A 16,938-nucleotide genomic window follows, 5' to 3' on the forward strand; every position below is an offset into this window, starting at 1 on the left:
TTACTGCCCAGTGGTACTCGATAAACGGCGCCCGGCTTATCCAGCACTCACCAACGGCAACGTCACCACGAATTCGCTGCCCTTTCCACTGCCCTCGCTCATGCCGACGGCCTTGCCGCCGTGCGCTTCGACCAGCTCCCGTACGACAGTCAGGCCGATGCCCAGGCCGGACCCGTTGAAGCCGATGGCGTGTTCGTCTTGCACGTAGGGGTCGAAGATGAAAGGCAGCACTTTGGCGGAAATGCCGATGCCGCTGTCGCTGATGCTGATTCTCATAACGTCAGCCTCGACCGTTGCAGCGAGGGCGATTTTGCCGCCGGCTGGTGTGTACTTGGCGGCATTGGCCAGCAAGTTGCCGAGAATCTGTGTGAGGCGAGCCGGGTCTCCGTTTACGAATAGAACGCCGCTGGGAACGTGGGTTTCGAAGTGCTGCCGTTTCGCCGTCATCACCGGGCTGCACGCACCGATGGCATTGTTCAGAATCTCGATCATATCGACGTGCTGGCGTTCGACTCGCAACTTGCCGGTGCTCACGCGGGAGACATCGAGCAGGTCGTCGACCAGTTTTGAAATATGCCGTACCTGCCCCTCGAGCAACTCGCGCATCCGCGGTAGCTGGTCGCTCGGCAGCCGAACCATACGCTCGGCAACAGCTTCTGCGTCGGCGAACTGTGGAAAGGCCCGTCTGAATACCCGAGCTGGGACTGGCGCAACACCGCCAGCTGGCAGCAGATCATCAAGGACTGGTCCGATCGCGCCAAGTGCCCGGTGTTCGACTTCGCTCTCAAGGAGCGCATGCAGAACGGCTCGATCGCCGACTGGAAGAACGGTCTGAACGGCAACCCAGACCCGCGCTGGCGCGAGGTGGCGGTGACCTTCGTCGACAACCATGACACCGGCTACTCGCCCGGGCAAAACGGTGGCCAGCACCACTGGGCGCTGCAGGACGGGCTGATCCGCCAGGCCTACGCCTACATCCTCACCAGTCCGGGCACTCCGGTGGTCTACTGGTCGCACATGTACGACTGGGGCTACGGCGACTTCATCCGCCAGCTGATTCAGGTACGTCGCGCCGCCGGCGTGCGTGCTGATTCGGCGATCAGCTTCCACAGCGGCTACAGCGGCCTGGTCGCCACCGTCAGCGGCAGCCAGCAGACCCTGGTGGTGGCGCTCAACTCCGATCTGGCCAGTCCCGGTCAGGTCGCCAGCGGCAGCTTCAGCGAAGCAGTCAATACCAGCAATGGCCAGGTGCGGGTCTGGCGCAACGGCACGGGCGATGGCGGCGGGGATGACGGTAGCGAGGGCGGACTGGTCAGTGTGAATTTCCGCTGCGACAACGGCGTGACGCAGATGGGCGACAGCGTCTACGCGGTGGGCAACGTCAGCCAGCTCGGCAACTGGAGCCCGGCCTCCGCGGTGCGCCTGACCGACACCAGTGCCTACCCGACCTGGAAGGGCAGCATCTCTCTGCCAGCCGGCCAAGATGTGGAATGGAAATGCCTGATCCGCAACGAGGCCAACGCGACGCTGGTGCGCCAGTGGCAATCGGGCGGCAACAACCTGGTCAAGGCCGCCGCCGGCGCGAGCACCAGCGGCTCGTTCTGAGGCGGCCGCGCCAGGGTTACGGCGTGAAGCGTGGTGCGGTCCTGGGTGCGAATTGGCTGTTGCAGCCGTTCGCGGTCAGGACCGCTCCCATGGGACGCGCCGGGCTGAAGGGCTCTGGGCACAGGCCGGTCATCTTCGCTGTGCGTGCGACCAGGCAGAAGCTGCAGCATTTCTGTAGGAGCGGTCTTGACCGCGAATGGGTTATTGCGCCCTTTCGCGGGCAAGGCCGACCCCGCAGAACATGGCTGGCTGGCCGGCCCGCTCAGCTATCGTTCCATCTTGTGCAGCGGGGCGCGCAGCTAAGCGTTCGACCCGCCCAACTGCCAGCGGACGGCCTGCACCTCAGCCTGCCGTAGCTCGTGCAGTAGCGCTTCGCGGTCCGGCTGTCGTTCGTTGGCCAGCGCACCGCTGGTGAGCAAATCGGCATGCTGGGCAGTGGCTTTAGCCCGGAGCCAGGCCCGGCGCTGCAGGGTCAGTGGCGTGCAGCTTTGCCCGCTGAGGTCGTCCTTCACGTCCAGCCAGTGCGAGCGCCAGGCTTCCTGCAGGTACAACCCGCCCAGATCGCCAGCCAGCGCGTTGCGCCAGCGACGCATCAGGCCACTCAGCCAGTCCAATACCGTTTCGCTTGCGCCGCGGCAAGTCAGCTCTCGATGCAACCGCTGGTAGGCATCCAGCGCGATGCGTTTCTCCAGCTCGAAATCGGCCAGTGCCCATGTCTCGCTTTGCTGCTCCATACGCAGCAGGCAGGCGAACAGCTGGCGCGTCTCGAAGCGCTCGGCGGGGTGAAAGCCAGGCGAGGCCAGGCCGTCGCTGTTGTACTGACGCAGCGGGTCGAAGGGGTAGAGGTAGCCGAAATCGAACAGGCGGATGCGGCCATCGTCCAGGGTGTTGCCCGGCGCCAGATCCCACTCGAACAGGCCGGCCAGTAGCAGGGCGATCAGCAGGTCGAACAGCTCGACTAGCTGGCGCTCGTCCCAGCGTTCTATGCGCTGGCCCTCGACCCAGGGCGACAACACGATGCCCTGCTGCAGCGAGGCGTACTGCGTTGGCACGATGCCGGCCAGGCGTTCGGCCTGTTGCGGCGTACGCATCAGCCGGGCCAGGTCGCGGCGCCGCTGCAGCTCGTTGAGAAAACTCGTCTGGCCGTCGGGGTTTTGCACCCGGCAAGGCCGGCGGGCGACCTTGAGTGCCCAGTCGTGACCGTCCAGCTGCACGCGGTAGACACGCGCTGTCAGCCCGTCATCGAGGCAGGCACGCACCCAGGGCTCGCCGCCGCGCACCGCCGCCAGTTGTTCCGGCGGCAACGGGCAATCCTCGGCGCGGCCCAGGCGAAACTCGGTGCCGCTGGCAAGAAAGGCCAGTTGGGCCTGACGCCGTGCCGCTGCGGTCAGCGACGCGGCACTCATCGGGCCTGCACCACGATGACCTTGTCCTCGCCCAGTTCGCGGGCGAAGGCATAGGGCTGGCCGGCCGAAAGCAGTCGATGCTCACCCGCGCCGATCGCCGGATGGCGCGCACGGAACTGACCGATCCGCTGCCAGTGTTCGATCAGTGCGGCGACCTCGGGTCGCTCGTGCTCGGCCCAGTTCATCGGGCTGCGGGTGCCCTGATACGGGTCCGAGCCACTGGGCCCGAAGGCGCGGGCGCTTTCGTCACCGTAGTAGACCTGCACTGCGCCGGGCGCCAGCAGCAGGGCGGCGGCCAGGCCACGCTGACGCGTCAGGTCGCCCTTGGCCAGCTGGCTGAACAGCGCGGTGTCGTGGGATGAGGCATAGCTCAAGAGGTTATGTTTGGGCGTCTCGCCGAGGCGCCGGGCATAGTCCGCGTAGCTGGGTTCGGCCGCTGCGAGGCAATCGCTGGCCGCCAGCGACTGCTGCTGAAAGTCGAAGTTGATCAGGGCGTCGAAGCCCTGGTCCAGGTAGTCGCTGGCCTGCGGGCCGTGGCCAAACACCTCGCCGACCATCCAGAACGGCTCGCTGGCCATGGGGTCGTCCGGGTTGGCGCGCGCCCAGTCGGCACGGGCGCGTTCGGCGGCGGCGCGTAGTTCGGCCCAGGTGGCGGGTTCGACATGCTTGACGGTATCGACCCGAAAGCCATCGACACCGAAGTCCCGAACCCAGAGCGTCAGCCATTCGATCAGGTAATCACGGACCCGATAACCCTCGCGCGGGACGGCGCGGGTGTGTGCCTTGCGCGCAAGAAACTCCGGCAGCTCGACGATTGCTTCGGACTCGGTACGGAAATCCGGCAAAAAGGCCAGCGAGCCCTTGAGCGGATCAACCGTGCTACTGGGCGGTGTGTCGTAATCGGCGATGCCGGCGCGCACCCAGTCGCGGCCCCACCAGGCGGACCAGCTCGGGTGCTCGTAATCCACCAGGTTGTGGTACGCGTGCAGGTTCTCGTGGGCTTCCGGCTGCCAGGCGCTCCACTGCTCGGGCAGGTAGTCGGCCATGCCGTCGCGCAGGGCGCCGAAGCCCATCTGCTGCATGTCCTGCAGGGTCGAGTAGCCGGGATGGTTCATCACCACATCGAAGAGCACGCGAATGCCGCGCGCATGGGCCGCGCTGATGAGGGCGCGCAGGTCATCCTCGCTGCCCATGTTGGCGTCGAGCTGGGTGAAATCCAGCGCGTAGTAGCCGTGATAGCCGTAGTGGCGGAAGTCGCCGCTATCGCCGCCGCCGACCCAGCCATGGATCTGCTCGTAGGGTGCGCTGATCCACAGCGCATCGACGCCGAGGCTGGCGATATGGTCGAGCCGCTCGGTCAGCCCCTTGAGATCGCCGCCGTGGAAGGTGCCGACCTCCTCGGCGCCATCCGGCTCGCGGCCATAGCTGCGGTCGTTGCCTGGATCGCCATTGGCGAAGCGGTCGGTGAGCACGAAGTAGACGATCGCGTTGCGCCAGTCGCGCAGTGCCGGTTTGGCCGGCTCGGCGGCTTCGAGCAGCAGGAGGCCATCGCTGCCGGCGGCGGGTTGCAATGTCACCTGGCCGTCGCGCACGTCCGCCGTAGCGCCGGATAGCGCATCGCGCAGGGTCTGGCCATTGCGGAACACGCCGCCAACCGCCACGTTTACCGGTCTGCCATCCCAGGCCTGGCAGACCGGTGCCGCTGCGTTCGGCTCGGCGGCCTTGACTGGTAACAGGCGCAGCGCCGCTGAGGCGCCGGTCTCGACGATCAAACGATAGCGCCCCGCCTCGGGCACTTCGTAGCGGTAGGCGCTGTCTTTGCCAAGCGGCTGCCGACGGAACGGCGCAAGCGCGGTGTTTTCGACGCCTGCTTGCGGCATCACCAGATGCAGCCGACCGGGTTCGAGTTCCAGCTCCGCGTCGTAGCGATCGGCTGCCAGGGCGTTCCAGCTCGGTGACAGCGGCTGGTCGTTCAGGCGAACGCTCAGCTCGGGGGCGGCGAGGCCGGACAAGGGCAGGGCGAGGCCGAACAGCAGCGGCAGGACGGATAACCGGTGGGCACGCATCAAATGTGGCTCCATTATGCTTTTTCGCTACATTTGACCGCGCGTTGGCAGCCGGGTATAGGCGTAAACCCGAGACCGATGGCGTATTTTGTGCCGCTGCGACGGCTGATCTACGCCCCGCTTCTACGCCCTCCGCCCCCTTGGGGAGGAGGATGCACATGGCACAGGACGCGCCGAGGATGGAACGACTGTCAGAGCCTCAGGCCGGCAGCAGGTGGAACAACTAATAAGAAGCCACGAGGAAAGCGAAGCATGAACAAGAAATTCTGGTGTATCGCCACCGTCGGCCTGGCGGCCACCTTCAGCCTGCCGCTACCGGCGCTGGCGGCGATCGAGGAAGGCAAGCTGGTCGTCTGGATCAACGGCGACAAGGGCTATAAAGGCCTGGCCGAAGTCGGCAAGAAGTTCACCGCCGAGACCGGCATCCCCGTCGAAGTGGCTCACCCGGACAGCGCCACCGACAAGTTCCAGCAGGCAGCGGCCACCGGCAACGGCCCGGACATCTTCATCTGGGCCCACGACCGCATCGGCGAATGGGCCAAGAGCGGCCTGCTCACCCCCGTCACCCCCAGCGCCGACACCAAGTCGGGCATCGCCGACTTCTCCTGGCAGGCGGTGACCTACGACAACAAGCTGTGGGGCTACCCGATTTCGGTGGAAACCATCGGCCTGATCTACAACAAGGCGCTGGTGGACACCCCGCCCAAGACCTTCGATGACGTCCTCGCGCTCAACGAAAAGCTCTCCGCGCAAGGCAAGCGCGCCATCCTCTGGGACTACAACAACACCTACTTCACCTGGCCGCTGCTGTCGGCCAAGGGCGGCTACGTGTTCGAGCAGACTGACGGCGGCTACGACGTCAAATCCACCGGGGTGAACAACGCCGGCGCCAAGGCCGGCGCGCAGGTGCTGCGCGATCTGATCGACAAGGGCGTGATGCCCAAGGGCGCGGATTACAGCGTGGCCGAAGCGGCCTTCAACAAGGGTGACTCGGCGATGATGATCAGCGGCCCCTGGGCCTGGTCGAACATCGAGAAAAGCGGCATCGACTTCGGCGTGGCACCGATCCCGGCGGTCGATGGCGAGCCGAGCAAGCCCTTTGTCGGTGTCGCCGCGGCGCTGCTCAATGCGGCCAGCCCGAACAAGGACCTGGCCGTGGAATTCCTCGAGAACTACCTGCTGCAGGTCGAGGGTCTGAAGACGGTGAATGCCGACGTGCCGCTGGGTGCCGTGGCCAATACCGCCTACATGGAAGAGCTGTCTGCCAACCCGCACATCAAGGCGACCTTCGAGAACGCCCAGATGGGCGAGCCGATGCCCAACGTGCCGGAGATGGGGGCGTTCTGGTCGGCCATGGCTGCCGCGCTGACCAACATCTCTTCCGGTCGACAGGATGTCGACGCCGCCCTGGACGATGCCGCCAAGCGCATCACCCGTTGAACCGCTCGCCGGCCGCCTGCACAGGCGCGCCGGCAGACTAAGCTCCGTTCATAAAGGTTCTTCTCCCGTGAATGCCCGTGCCGAGTTGCCCAGCCCTGCCATGACCCGTTCGACTCCCCGGGGCCTGCCCCGCTCCCTGACCACTGGCCTGCGCTGGCTGCTTTGGCTGGCCTTCAACGCGTTCGCGCTGTATCTGGTGGTCGCGCTCTACGTCCAGAAGCAGATGGCCTTCGCTCTGCTCGGGCTGGTGGTCACCGGCATCGCCAGCTATCTGTTCATCAACCGGCGCATGTACGCGCAGCGCTACATCTTCCCGTCGGTGGCGGGCATGCTGGTTTTCGTGATCTTTCCACTGCTCTATACGGTGGGCATTGGCTTCACCAACTACAGTGGCACCAATCTGCTGAGTCAGGCCCAGGTCGAGCAATATCACCTGAGCCAGACCTACCTCGCCGGCGAGCGCTTCCGCTTCAGTCTGCACCCGAGCCCGGAGGGCGAGCGCCTGCGCATCGACAAGGGCGAGCAGGGCGTGTTCGTCAGCCCGCCGTTGACCAGCGAGCCTGACGCCGAATCACCGCTGCTCCTGCAGCCGGCCGAAAGCGTCGAGGGGCTGGGCGATGCGCTGGCGTTGCGCGAGGTGATTCAGCGGCGCAAGGCCCTGGAGCAATGGGTGATGCAGGTGCCGGATGGCAGCCTGCTGCGCCTGTACGGATTGCGTGAAGTCGCCGCCGTGCAACCCGTCTATCGTCAGGATGGCCCCGGCGTACTGGTCGACACCCGCAGCGGCGCGCGGTTGACCGCCGATATGGAGCGCGGCTTCTATGTCGACGAGACGGGCAAGGCGGTGCCACCGGGCTTTACCGTGTTCACCGGCTTCGCCAACTTTTCCCGGGTGCTGACCGAACCGAGCATCCGCGAACCTTTCATGCAGATCTTCGCCTGGACCTTCGCCTTCGCCGGGCTCACGGTGGTCTTCACCCTCGCGGTCGGTCTGGTGCTGGCCAGCCTGCTGCAATGGGAGCTGGTGCGCGGCAAGGCGTTCTACCGGCTGATGCTGATCCTGCCGTATGCGGTGCCGGCATTCATTTCCATTCTGGTGTTCCGCGGCCTGTTCAACCAGAACTTCGGCGAGATCAACCTGCTGCTCGACAGTCTGTTCGGCATGCGCCCGGACTGGTTCAGCGACCCGGCCCTGGCGCGAACGATGATCCTCATCGTCAATACCTGGCTCGGTTACCCCTACATGCTGCTGCTGTGCATGGGTCTCCTGCAGGCCATCCCGCGGGATCAGTACGAGGCTTCGGCCATCGACGGCGCCAGTCCGCTGGACAACCTGCTGCGCATCACCCTGCCGCAACTGATCAAGCCGCTGATGCCGCTGCTGATCGCAAGCTTCGCCTTCAACTTCAACAACTTCGTGCTCATCACCCTGTTGACCCGCGGTGGCCCGGACATCATCGGTGCGACCACGCCGGCCGGCACCACGGACCTGCTGGTGAGCTACACCTACCGCATCGCCTTCCAGGATTCCGGGCAGGACTTTGCCCTGGCCGCGGCGATTGCCACGATGATCTTCCTGCTGGTGGGCGCCATGGCGCTGCTCAACCTCAAACTCTCGAAAGTGAAGGTATAAGGAGACCCACATGGCCATGGTGCAACCCAGATCCGCCCGTTACCGGCTGTGGGCAACCCACGCGGCGCTGCTGGCGTTCGTGGCGGTGATCCTCTTTCCGCTGCTGATGGTGATCTCGATTTCCTTCCGCGAAGGCAACTTCGCCACCGGCAGCCTGTTTCCGGACAATCCGACCCTGGAGCACTGGTCGCTGGCTCTGGGCATCCCCTATACCCACGAGGATGGCAGCGTCACCCTGCCGCCGTTCCCGGTGCTGTTGTGGCTGTGGAACTCGGTGAAGATCGCCCTGGCCAGCTCGGTGCTGATCCTGCTCCTGTCGACCACCAGCGCCTACGCCTTCGCGCGCATGCGTTTCGGCGGTAAGGCGCCGATCCTGAAGAGCATGCTGATCTTCCAGATGTTCCCGCCGGTGCTCTCGCTGGTGGCCATCTACGCGCTGTTCGACCAGCTCGGCCAGCACGTCAGCTGGCTCGGGGTGAACAGTCACGGCGCGGTGATCGTCGCCTCGCTGGGCGGCATGGCACTGCACATCTGGACCATCAAGGGGTATTTCGAGAGCATCGATGCCTCGCTGGAGGAGGCCGCTATCGTCGATGGCGCGACCACCTGGCAGGCATTCTTCCATATCCTGCTGCCGATGAGCGTGCCGATCCTGGCGGTGGTGTTCATCCTCGCCTTCATCACCAGCGTCACCGAGTACCCCATCGCCTCGGTGCTGCTGATGGACGTCGACAAGCTGACCCTCTCGGTGGGCGCCCAGCAGTACCTGTATCCGCAGAACTACCTGTGGGGCGATTTCGCCGCGGCGGCGGTGCTTTCCGGGATACCCATCACCGCGGTGTTCCTCTACTGCCAGAAGTGGATCGTCGGCGGTCTCACCGCAGGCGGCGTGAAGGGTTGAGGACGTATTGAAACAGGGCGCGAGACCGGGGAGCGGGAGCTATGCGAGCCGGTGCGCCAGGCCACGACGAGAACAATAACGAGAACAGGGAGCCGTCCATGAATGCCTCGATGCCAGCCTTGCTGCCGCTGATCCCCACCAAACTGGCGATCCCCATGCTGCCGCCGGGCCTGCTCGAACGCCCGCGACTGGACGAGTGGCAGCTGCGCCTGCCGCACGTACGCCTGGCCGTGCTGCACGCCGCCAGCGGCTTCGGCAAGACCACCCTGGCAGCGCAATGGGCGCGGGCCTTCGATGGACGCGTCGCCTGGCTGCAGCTGCATGCCAGCGACAACCTGGCGCTGCAGTTCGGCCGCTACCTCACCCAGGCGCTGGACCGCCAGCTCGATGCCGGCTGCCCGCTGTCCGCGGCACTCGCCGAGCAGGGCCAGGTCTCGCTGGACGCGCTGTTCACCCAGCTGCTGGCCGAGCTGCCAGGCGAGCACGAGGCGATCCTGATCGTGCTCGACGAGTTCGAGGTGCTGCACGAGCGTGAGCTGATCGCCGGGCTGCGTTTCTTCCTGCGGCATATGCCCAGCTGGATGACCCTGCTGGTGTGCAGCCGCCGGCTGCCGGAGCTGGGCGTGGCCGAGCTGCGGGTCAAGCATCAGCTGCTGCTGCTCGATGCCCGCCAGCTGGCCTTCGAGGACGACGAGGTGCAGGCCCTGCTGGAGCTGGGCGTGCCGGTGAGCATCAACCGCGAGCAGGTCGAGCGGCTCAACCGCCGCATCGGTGGCTGGCCCTGCGCATTGCAGCTGGCGCTGCAGGAAGTGCAGACCAGCCGTGGCATGGACCTGTTCCTGGAAAATCTGCTGCTCGGCCACCCGGATATCCGCGACTACATGCGCGAACAGGTGATCGACGGCCTGCCGCAAGACCTGCGCGGCTTTCTCGAGGCGACCTGCCTGCTCGACCGCTTCGATGCGGCGCTGGCCGACCGCCTGACCGAAGCCTGCCACGGTCGCGAGATGCTCGAACGGCTCGAACGCGGCGGCCTGTTCATCCAGCCGCTGGACAGCCTGCGTCGCTGGTACAGCTATCACCCGTTGTTCGCCGTGTTCCTGCAGGGCGAGCTGCGCACCCACCAGCCGCAGCGGGTCAACCAGCTGCATCTGCGCGCCGCCGAGGCGTTGCTGGCCGAGGGCATGCCCGAGGAAGCCGCGCGGCACGCGGTGCAGGCCGGCGACCCGCAACAGGTCGCCGAAATCCTGCAGCGCCATGGGCGTGCCTTCTATCGTCAGGGGCGTCTCGGGTTGCTGCAGCAGTGCCTGGAAACCCTGCCGGAGCCGGTGATCGCCGGCTCGCCGCTGCTCACGCTCCTGCAGGCCTGGGTGTCACAGAACTCCTACCAGTTCGATCACGTCGAGCGCTGGTTCAAGGCCGCCGAATTGGCTCTGCAGCGCAGCTGCTCGGAGCAGGACTGGGCGCGCATCGTCTGCGAGTTCAACGCGGTGCGCGCGCAGGTGGCGATGAACCAGGGCGACGAGCAGCGCGCGATCGCCCTGGCCCAGGAGGCGCTGACCTGCGAGCCGCTGATCATGCGCACCTCGCGGGTGGCGGCGATGTCCGGCCTGGCCGAGGTGCATTTCGTCCAGGGTGCACTGCCGCAGGCGCAGAAGCAGTACGAGGAAGCCGAACGCCGAGCCCGCGAGATCAACGCCTCGCATCTGGTGGTCTGGAGCCTCGGCCAGCTATCGGAGATCGCCATCGCCCAGGGCCACCTGCAGAAGGCCTATACCCTGCAGGAACGGGCCATCCAGTACATCGAGCAGCAGAACCTGCAGGCCACGCCGATCGTCGAGTTCATCTACCGGGTGCGCGGCCAGGTGCTGCTGGAATGGCACCAGCTGGATGCTGCCGAGCAGTGCGCGCTGCAGGGCATCCAGATTCTCGACGAACTTGGTGACCAGCGCTGGCGCCTGCAGAGCCACGCACTGCTGGCCGGCGTCGCCTACGCCCGCGGCCAGCAGAACGCCTGTGCCGACTACATCAGCCAGATGCAGACGATGCTTGCCGACGACCGCTACCACATCGACTGGTTGGCCAATGCCCATGCGGTGATGCTCGCCTACTGGGATTCCAGCCAGGATCGTGAGGCGATTCGCCAATGGCTGATCAGCGCGCCGCCGGTCAGCGCCGGCGCCAACCACTTCTCCCAGCTCAACGCGCGCAACCATGCCCGTGCCCACGTGGCGCTGGGGCAGCTGGACAGCGCGTTGCCGATCCTGCGCCAGTTGCTGACCGACGCCGAGCGCCACGGCCTGGTGATGGATCGCAACCGCAACCACATCCTTCTGGCGCAGCTGCACTGGCTGCGTGAAGAACGCCAGCAGGCGCTGGATCACCTGCAACGGGCCATGACCCTGGCCAGTGGCAGCGGCGCCGTTGGCAGCTTCCTGCGGGTCGGCAAGCCGATCATCGGCATGCTCAAGTGCCTGCTGCACGAGCGCACCCTCGACGAACCGGAAGCCCAGCGCGCCACGCGGCTGATCCAGCTGGCGCAGCAGCAGCGCGACTTCAGCCGCGCCATCCGCATCACCCTCGACGAGGCGGTGATCCAGGACATCATCAATCGCCCCGACGTGCCGGAGCTGATCCGCCGCTCACCGCTGACCCGGCGCGAATGGCAGGTGCTGAGCCTGATCCACGCCGGGCAGTCCAACGAGCAGATCGCCGATCACCTCAACGTTGCGCCCACCACCATCAAGACGCACATCCGCAGCCTCTACCAGAAGCTCAACATCACCCACCGCAGCGAAGCGGTGCAGCTGGCGCGCGACCTGCTGAGCAAGATTCAGGGCGACTAGCGCCGCTCGCCGCCGCCGAGGCGACCGGCTATGCTCGCGGGCCGTACAGCACAACAGGGATGTGGCGGATGATGACGACAGCTCATCGAACCGCCCGGCGCGCGCCGGGCGCAGTACAGCACGACGGAGGCCGCCCATGAGCCTGACCCGCGTGCTGTTTATCGCCGCCGTCCTGGGCCTCGGCTACAAGCTGTGGAGCGGCCATCAGCAGGAGATGCTGCTCCAGGCAGGCACGACAAGTAGCCCCTCGGGGTTCATCTCGGTGGCGATGCCCGGTGGCGCGCGCCCGGGTGTGGTGATGGTCTTCGCACCGGTCAATTGCCCTTCCGACGCAGCGCGGCGCGCCGACGAGCTGGCGGCCGGGCTGTCGCGCCTGGGCATCGCAGTGCAGCGTTCCAGTCATTTCACTACCGAGACCACCAACCCCGACGCCGAACAGCAGGCCCAGCTCCAGCGCACCGTCGCGGTGCTAAACGGTGGCATTCCGGCGGTGTTCTTCAATGGCATGGGCAAGGCCAACCCGACCCTGGACGAGGTGGTGGCCCAGGTACGCGCGCCGCGCTGAGCGGGTGGCGACCGGGCTGTGCTGCGTCAGGACTCCGCTCAGCCCTTCCACTGCGTCTGGGCGAAGGCGGGCAGGGCGTTGGCGCGCTGCGAGGCTGAGGCCAGATGCGGAAAGGCGCCGTCCGGCGCCAGCGTGTCGGGCAGGGTGAGGCGGGCGAAGTCGTAGGCGACCACCGCGCTGATATCCACCTGACTCATGCGCTCGCCTAGCAAGGGTCGCTCGCCGCGCTCGGCCTGGCGTGCGTCCAGCAACGCCAGCGCGCCGCGCGCCTGATCCTCGCAATGGCGGTACCAGTCGTCCCAGACCAGCCCTTCCGGCCGCCGATCGCGTTCGTAGTACGCCGCCACGGTTTTCTCGCAGGCACCGACGGCGAAGGCCAGCAGGTTCATCGCCTCGCTGCGCTGGGGGCCGGACAGCGGCAGCAGTGCGCGCTCGGCGCCCGCCTGCTGATCGAAATAATCGAGGATAGCGTTGCTGTCGATGAGCACCTGGCCATCGTCCAGCACCAGCGCCGGCAAGCGACCCAGCGGCGAGTATCCGCGAATCTTCAGACTATCCGTCAGGACGCTGAGCGGTTCGTTGGTGAATGGTATGTCCAACAGATGCAGGCTGACGCCGACGCGGCGGACGAAAGGCGACATGTAGCGACCGATCAGTTTCACAGGCAGTGCTCCAGAGGCGATTGGGCAGTGCATCAACCCTAGTCGAGCCCGCCGGTGGATGCGAAGGCGCCGGGCCGAACCGTCTATCGCCTCGCCCGCTCGCCGCCGGGCGGGGGAGGAGGAGCGCAGCGCCAGGCTGTGGCACCCTCGGGCCTTCAGAGATGGAGGCGTTGCCATGGCGATGAGCGAGAAACAGAAGATGCTGGCCGGCGAGCTGTACTACCCCGGTGACCCGGAGATCCTTGCCGATCAGGCCGCGGCCAAGGCCTGGATGGTGCGCTACAACGCAGCGCTGGCGGCCTCGCCGGACGAGCGTCGGGCGCTGCTGGCCGAGCGGCTGGCTGCGGTCGGTGCCGGCGCGGTGATCCGCCCGCCGTTCCATTGCGACTACGGCTACAACATCCACCTGGGCGAGGGCGCCTTCCTCAACTTCAACTGCGTGATTCTCGATGTGGTCGCGGTGCATATCGGTGCCGGTGCGCAGATTGGTCCTGCGGTGCAGCTCTACACCGCCGATCACCCGCGTGACCCTGAAGCACGCCGCTCGGGCGTCGAGTTCGGCCGGTCGATCCGTATTGGCAAGAATGTCTGGATTGGCGGCGGAGCGATCATCCTCCCCGGCGTGACGGTCGGTGACGATGCGGTGATCGGCGCCGGCAGTGTGGTGACCCGTGACGTGCCGGCCGGTGCCACGGTAGTCGGCAATCCGGCGCGAATGCGCTGACCGGCTCGCTGTCGCCGTCTACGCCCTCGGCCAGCGCGCCGTCTACGCCCGACCCTTACGCCTGCAAGACCCCGCCGCCGGAGGATGTTGCGACCGGATGCCGCACCTAGAGTGGCCACATCTTCACTGGTCACTCATAGGTAACGTTGTATGTCCGAGCAACTTCAGAATTGGTGGCGCGGCGGGGTGATCTATCAGGTCTACCCACGTAGTTTCTTCGACAGCAACGGCGATGGCGTGGGCGACCTGCCCGGCGTGCTGCACAAGCTGGACTACATCGCCAGCCTCAACGTCGACGCCATCTGGCTGTCGCCCTTCTTCACCTCGCCGATGAAGGATTTCGGCTACGACGTCGCCGACTACCGCGGCGTCGATCCGCTGTTCGGCACCCTCGACGACTTCGTCCGGTTGGTCGAGGCCTGCCACGAACGTGGCATGCGTGTGCTGATCGACCAGGTGCTCAACCATTCTTCCGACCAGCATCAGTGGTTCGTCGAAAGCCGTTCCAGCCGCGACAACGACAAGGCCGACTGGTACGTCTGGGCCGATCCCAAGCCGGACGGCACCGTGCCGAACAACTGGCTGTCGGTGTTCGGCGGTCCGGCCTGGAGTTGGGACAGTCGGCGCCGGCAGTACTACCTGCACAACTTCCTCTCCAGCCAGCCGGACCTGAATTTCCACTGTCCGGCCGTGCAGGATCAGGTGCTCGAAGACATGGAGTTCTGGCTCAAGCTGGGCGTGGACGGTTTCCGCCTGGATGCAGCGAACTTCTACTTCCACGACGCCGAGCTGCGCGACAACCCGGCGAATACCGAGATTCGCGAAGGCAGCATCGGCGTGCGCGTCGACAACCCCTACGCCTACCAGCGCCATATCTACGACAAGACGCGGCCGGAAAACATGGACTTCCTGCGCCGTCTGCGTGCCCTGCTGCAACGCTATCCCGGCGCCTCCTCGGTGGCCGAGATCGGCTGCGACGAATCCTTGCGCACCATGGCCGCCTACACCAGCGGCGGCGACACCCTGCACATGGCCTACTCCTTCGACCTGCTGACCGAACAGTGCAGCCCGGCCTATATCCGGCATACCGTCGAGGGCATCGAGCGCGAACTGGCTGACGGCTGGTCGTGCTGGTCCATGGGCAACCACGATGTGGTGCGGGTGATGACGCGCTGGGCCCTCAACGGCCGGCCCGACCCGGAGCGCGGCCGGCTGCTGATGGCACTGCTGTTGTCCCTGCGCGGCAGTGTCTGCCTCTATCAGGGCGAGGAACTGGGCCTGCCGGAAGCGGAACTGCGCTACGAGGATCTGGTCGATCCGTACGGCATTACCTTCTGGCCGGAATTCAAGGGCCGCGACGGCTGCCGCACGCCGATGCCCTGGCAGAGCGAGGCGCATCATGCCGGCTTCACCGGCAGCCAGCCGTGGTTGCCGGTGGATGACTCGCACCGCTCGCTGTCGGTGGCCGCGCAGGATGCCGACCCGCACTCGATGCTCAACTGCTACCGGCGCTTTCTTGGCTGGCGGCGCGAGCAGCGCCTGCTGATCGAGGGCGACATCCGCATGGTCTACCATGACGACGCCTTGCTGGTGTTCGAGCGGCGCCACGGCGAGCAAGTCTGGCTATGCCTGTTCAACCTCGGCGACGTGCCACGCAGCTACGAGCTGCCGGCGCAGGCAGTGCCGCTGGTGGACGTACCGGCGAGCTTCGCCGAATACGATGGGCACTGGGCGCGGCTGCCGGCCCACGGCTTCGGCTATGTGCGGCTCGCGGGTTGAGGGAGAGTCGGCAGCGGTGGGGTTGACCCGCCGCTGCACCAGATAACGAGAGATTGGCGACATCCAACGGAGAACAACCACGATGGCCAGTGTCACGCTGCGCGACATCTGCAAGAGTTACGACGGTACGCCCATTACCCGGCATATCGACCTGGATATCGAGGACGGTGAGTTCGTCGTCTTCGTCGGCCCATCCGGTTGCGGCAAATCCACCCTGCTGCGGTTGATCGCCGGGCTGGAGGACATCACCTCGGGCGATCTGCTGATCGGCGACCAGCGCGTCAACGACCTGCCGCCCAAGGATCGTTCGGTGGGCATGGTGTTCCAGTCCTACGCGCTCTATCCGCACATGACCGTGGCTGAGAACATGGCCTTCGGCCTCAAGCTCGCCAGTGTCGACAAGCGTGAAATCAAGCGCCGGGTGGAAGCGGTCGCGGAAATCCTCCAGCTGGACAAGCTGCTCGAACGCAAACCCAAGGACCTCTCCGGCGGTCAGCGCCAGCGCGTCGCCATCGGCCGCACCATGGTCCGCGAGCCGAAGGTCTTCCTCTTCGACGAACCGTTGTCGAACCTCGATGCTTTCCTCCGCGTGCAGATGCGCATCGAGATCGCCCGCCTGCACCAGCGCATCCGCTCCACCATGATCTACGTGACCCACGATCAGGTCGAAGCCATGACCCTGGCCGATAAGATCGTCGTGCTCAATGCCGGCGAAATTGCCCAGGTCGGCCAACCGCTGCATCTGTACCACTACCCGAAGAACCGTTTCGTGGCTGGCTTTCTTGGCTCGCCGCAAATGAACTTCGTCGAGGTGCGGGCCATTTCCGCCAGCCCTGAAGCCGTCACCATCGAGCTGCCCAGCGGTTACCCACTGACCCTGCCGGTGGACGGCAGCGCGGTGAGCCCCGGCGACTCGCTCACCCTCGGCATCCGCCCCGAACACTTCGTCATGCCGGAAGAGGCCGACTTCACCTTCCACGGCCAGATCACCGTGGCCGAACGGCTGGGCCAGTACAACCTGCTGTACCTCACGCTGGAACGCCTGCAGGACGTGATCACCCTTTGCGTCGACGGCAACCTGCGCGTCACCGAAGGCGAAACCTTCGCCGCCGGCCTCAAGGCCGACAAATGCCACCTGTTCCGCGAGAACGGCGAGGCGTGCACCCGGCACTATCGGGAGCCGGCGATTTACGGATGATTGGTTCATGCGCTGCGCCTGCCAGGGCAGGGCTGCGATAGGGCAGCTCAGTCGCTGCGGGCGGCAACCACGCAGCCGCGCCAATCAGGGAGTAGGGCAGGCTTCGCGCTGCA

Annotated in this window: 12 protein-coding genes and 1 pseudogene; 9 read left to right on the forward strand and 4 right to left on the reverse strand. The window is 66.0% G+C overall.

From position 1 onward, the window contains the following. Positions 1-36: 36 nt before the first annotated feature. Positions 37-492 carry a sensor histidine kinase gene (locus RT582_RS18045; RefSeq protein ID WP_313478997.1) on the reverse strand — a complete coding sequence of 152 codons (456 nt, stop codon included), beginning with the start codon at positions 490-492 and terminating at the stop codon, positions 37-39. Between the two features lie 156 nt (positions 493-648). Here RT582_RS18045 and mta point away from each other — a divergent pair. After that, positions 649-1,605 (forward strand): annotated as a pseudogene (gene mta, locus RT582_RS18050) (glucan 1,4-alpha-maltotetraohydrolase); the annotation flags it as partial. A 299-nt stretch (positions 1,606-1,904) separates the two neighbouring features. On the opposite strand, the gene RT582_RS18055 reads toward mta, so the two are convergent. Then, positions 1,905-3,011: a hypothetical protein gene (locus tag RT582_RS18055; RefSeq protein WP_313479002.1), complete on the reverse strand. Its 1,107-nt coding sequence runs from the start codon at positions 3,009-3,011 to the stop codon at positions 1,905-1,907. Further along, positions 3,008-5,077, reverse strand: a complete 2,070-nt coding sequence (locus RT582_RS18060; RefSeq protein WP_313479054.1) for an alpha-amylase — start codon at positions 5,075-5,077, stop codon at positions 3,008-3,010. Before RT582_RS18060 ends, RT582_RS18055 begins: the two co-directional genes overlap by 4 nt. Positions 5,078-5,329: 252 nt before the next feature. Here RT582_RS18060 and malE point away from each other — a divergent pair, with 252 nt between their 5' ends. From malE to RT582_RS18085, 5 genes are all read left to right on the forward strand, one after another. Next, complete coding sequence (malE, locus tag RT582_RS18065) at positions 5,330-6,517, forward strand: maltose/maltodextrin ABC transporter substrate-binding protein MalE (protein ID WP_313479005.1); 1,188 nt, start codon at positions 5,330-5,332, stop codon at positions 6,515-6,517. A 67-nt stretch (positions 6,518-6,584) separates the two neighbouring features. Then, positions 6,585-8,150 (forward strand): maltose ABC transporter permease MalF, encoded by a 1,566-nt coding sequence (gene malF, locus RT582_RS18070; RefSeq protein ID WP_172602745.1) that lies wholly within the window; start codon positions 6,585-6,587, stop codon positions 8,148-8,150. A gap of 10 nt (positions 8,151-8,160) precedes the next feature. Then, on the forward strand, positions 8,161-9,051 hold the full coding sequence (gene malG / locus RT582_RS18075; RefSeq protein ID WP_313479009.1) for a maltose ABC transporter permease MalG: 891 nt from the start codon (positions 8,161-8,163) through the stop codon (positions 9,049-9,051). 98 nt (positions 9,052-9,149) lie between these two features. Further along, positions 9,150-11,897 carry an HTH-type transcriptional regulator MalT gene (gene malT, locus RT582_RS18080; protein WP_313479011.1) on the forward strand — a complete coding sequence of 916 codons (2,748 nt, stop codon included), beginning with the start codon at positions 9,150-9,152 and terminating at the stop codon, positions 11,895-11,897. 136 nt (positions 11,898-12,033) lie between these two features. Beyond that, positions 12,034-12,462, forward strand: coding sequence for a hypothetical protein (locus RT582_RS18085; RefSeq protein WP_278348822.1), 429 nt, complete (start codon positions 12,034-12,036; stop codon positions 12,460-12,462). A gap of 38 nt (positions 12,463-12,500) precedes the next feature. Here the strand turns inward: RT582_RS18085 and RT582_RS18090 are convergent, their stop codons facing one another. Next, on the reverse strand, positions 12,501-13,124 hold the full coding sequence (locus RT582_RS18090) for a glutathione S-transferase family protein (RefSeq protein ID WP_313479014.1): 624 nt from the start codon (positions 13,122-13,124) through the stop codon (positions 12,501-12,503). A 175-nt stretch (positions 13,125-13,299) separates the two neighbouring features. On the opposite strand from RT582_RS18090, the gene RT582_RS18095 reads away from it, so the two are divergent. From RT582_RS18095 to malK, 3 genes are all read left to right on the forward strand, one after another. Further along, the gene (locus RT582_RS18095) at positions 13,300-13,848 is read left to right on the forward strand and encodes a sugar O-acetyltransferase (RefSeq protein ID WP_313479017.1); all 549 of its coding nucleotides are present in this window, start codon (positions 13,300-13,302) and stop codon (positions 13,846-13,848) included. 150 nt (positions 13,849-13,998) lie between these two features. Next, positions 13,999-15,627: an alpha-glucosidase gene (locus RT582_RS18100; RefSeq protein WP_313479020.1), complete on the forward strand. Its 1,629-nt coding sequence runs from the start codon at positions 13,999-14,001 to the stop codon at positions 15,625-15,627. Positions 15,628-15,709: 82 nt separating this feature from the next. After that, on the forward strand, positions 15,710-16,825 hold the full coding sequence (malK, locus tag RT582_RS18105; protein ID WP_313479022.1) for a maltose/maltodextrin ABC transporter ATP-binding protein MalK: 1,116 nt from the start codon (positions 15,710-15,712) through the stop codon (positions 16,823-16,825). The last annotated feature ends 113 nt before the right edge of the window (positions 16,826-16,938 follow it).

This window comes from Stutzerimonas kunmingensis (genome assembly GCF_032106285.1).
Lineage (GTDB): Bacteria > Pseudomonadota > Gammaproteobacteria > Pseudomonadales > Pseudomonadaceae > Stutzerimonas > Stutzerimonas kunmingensis_B.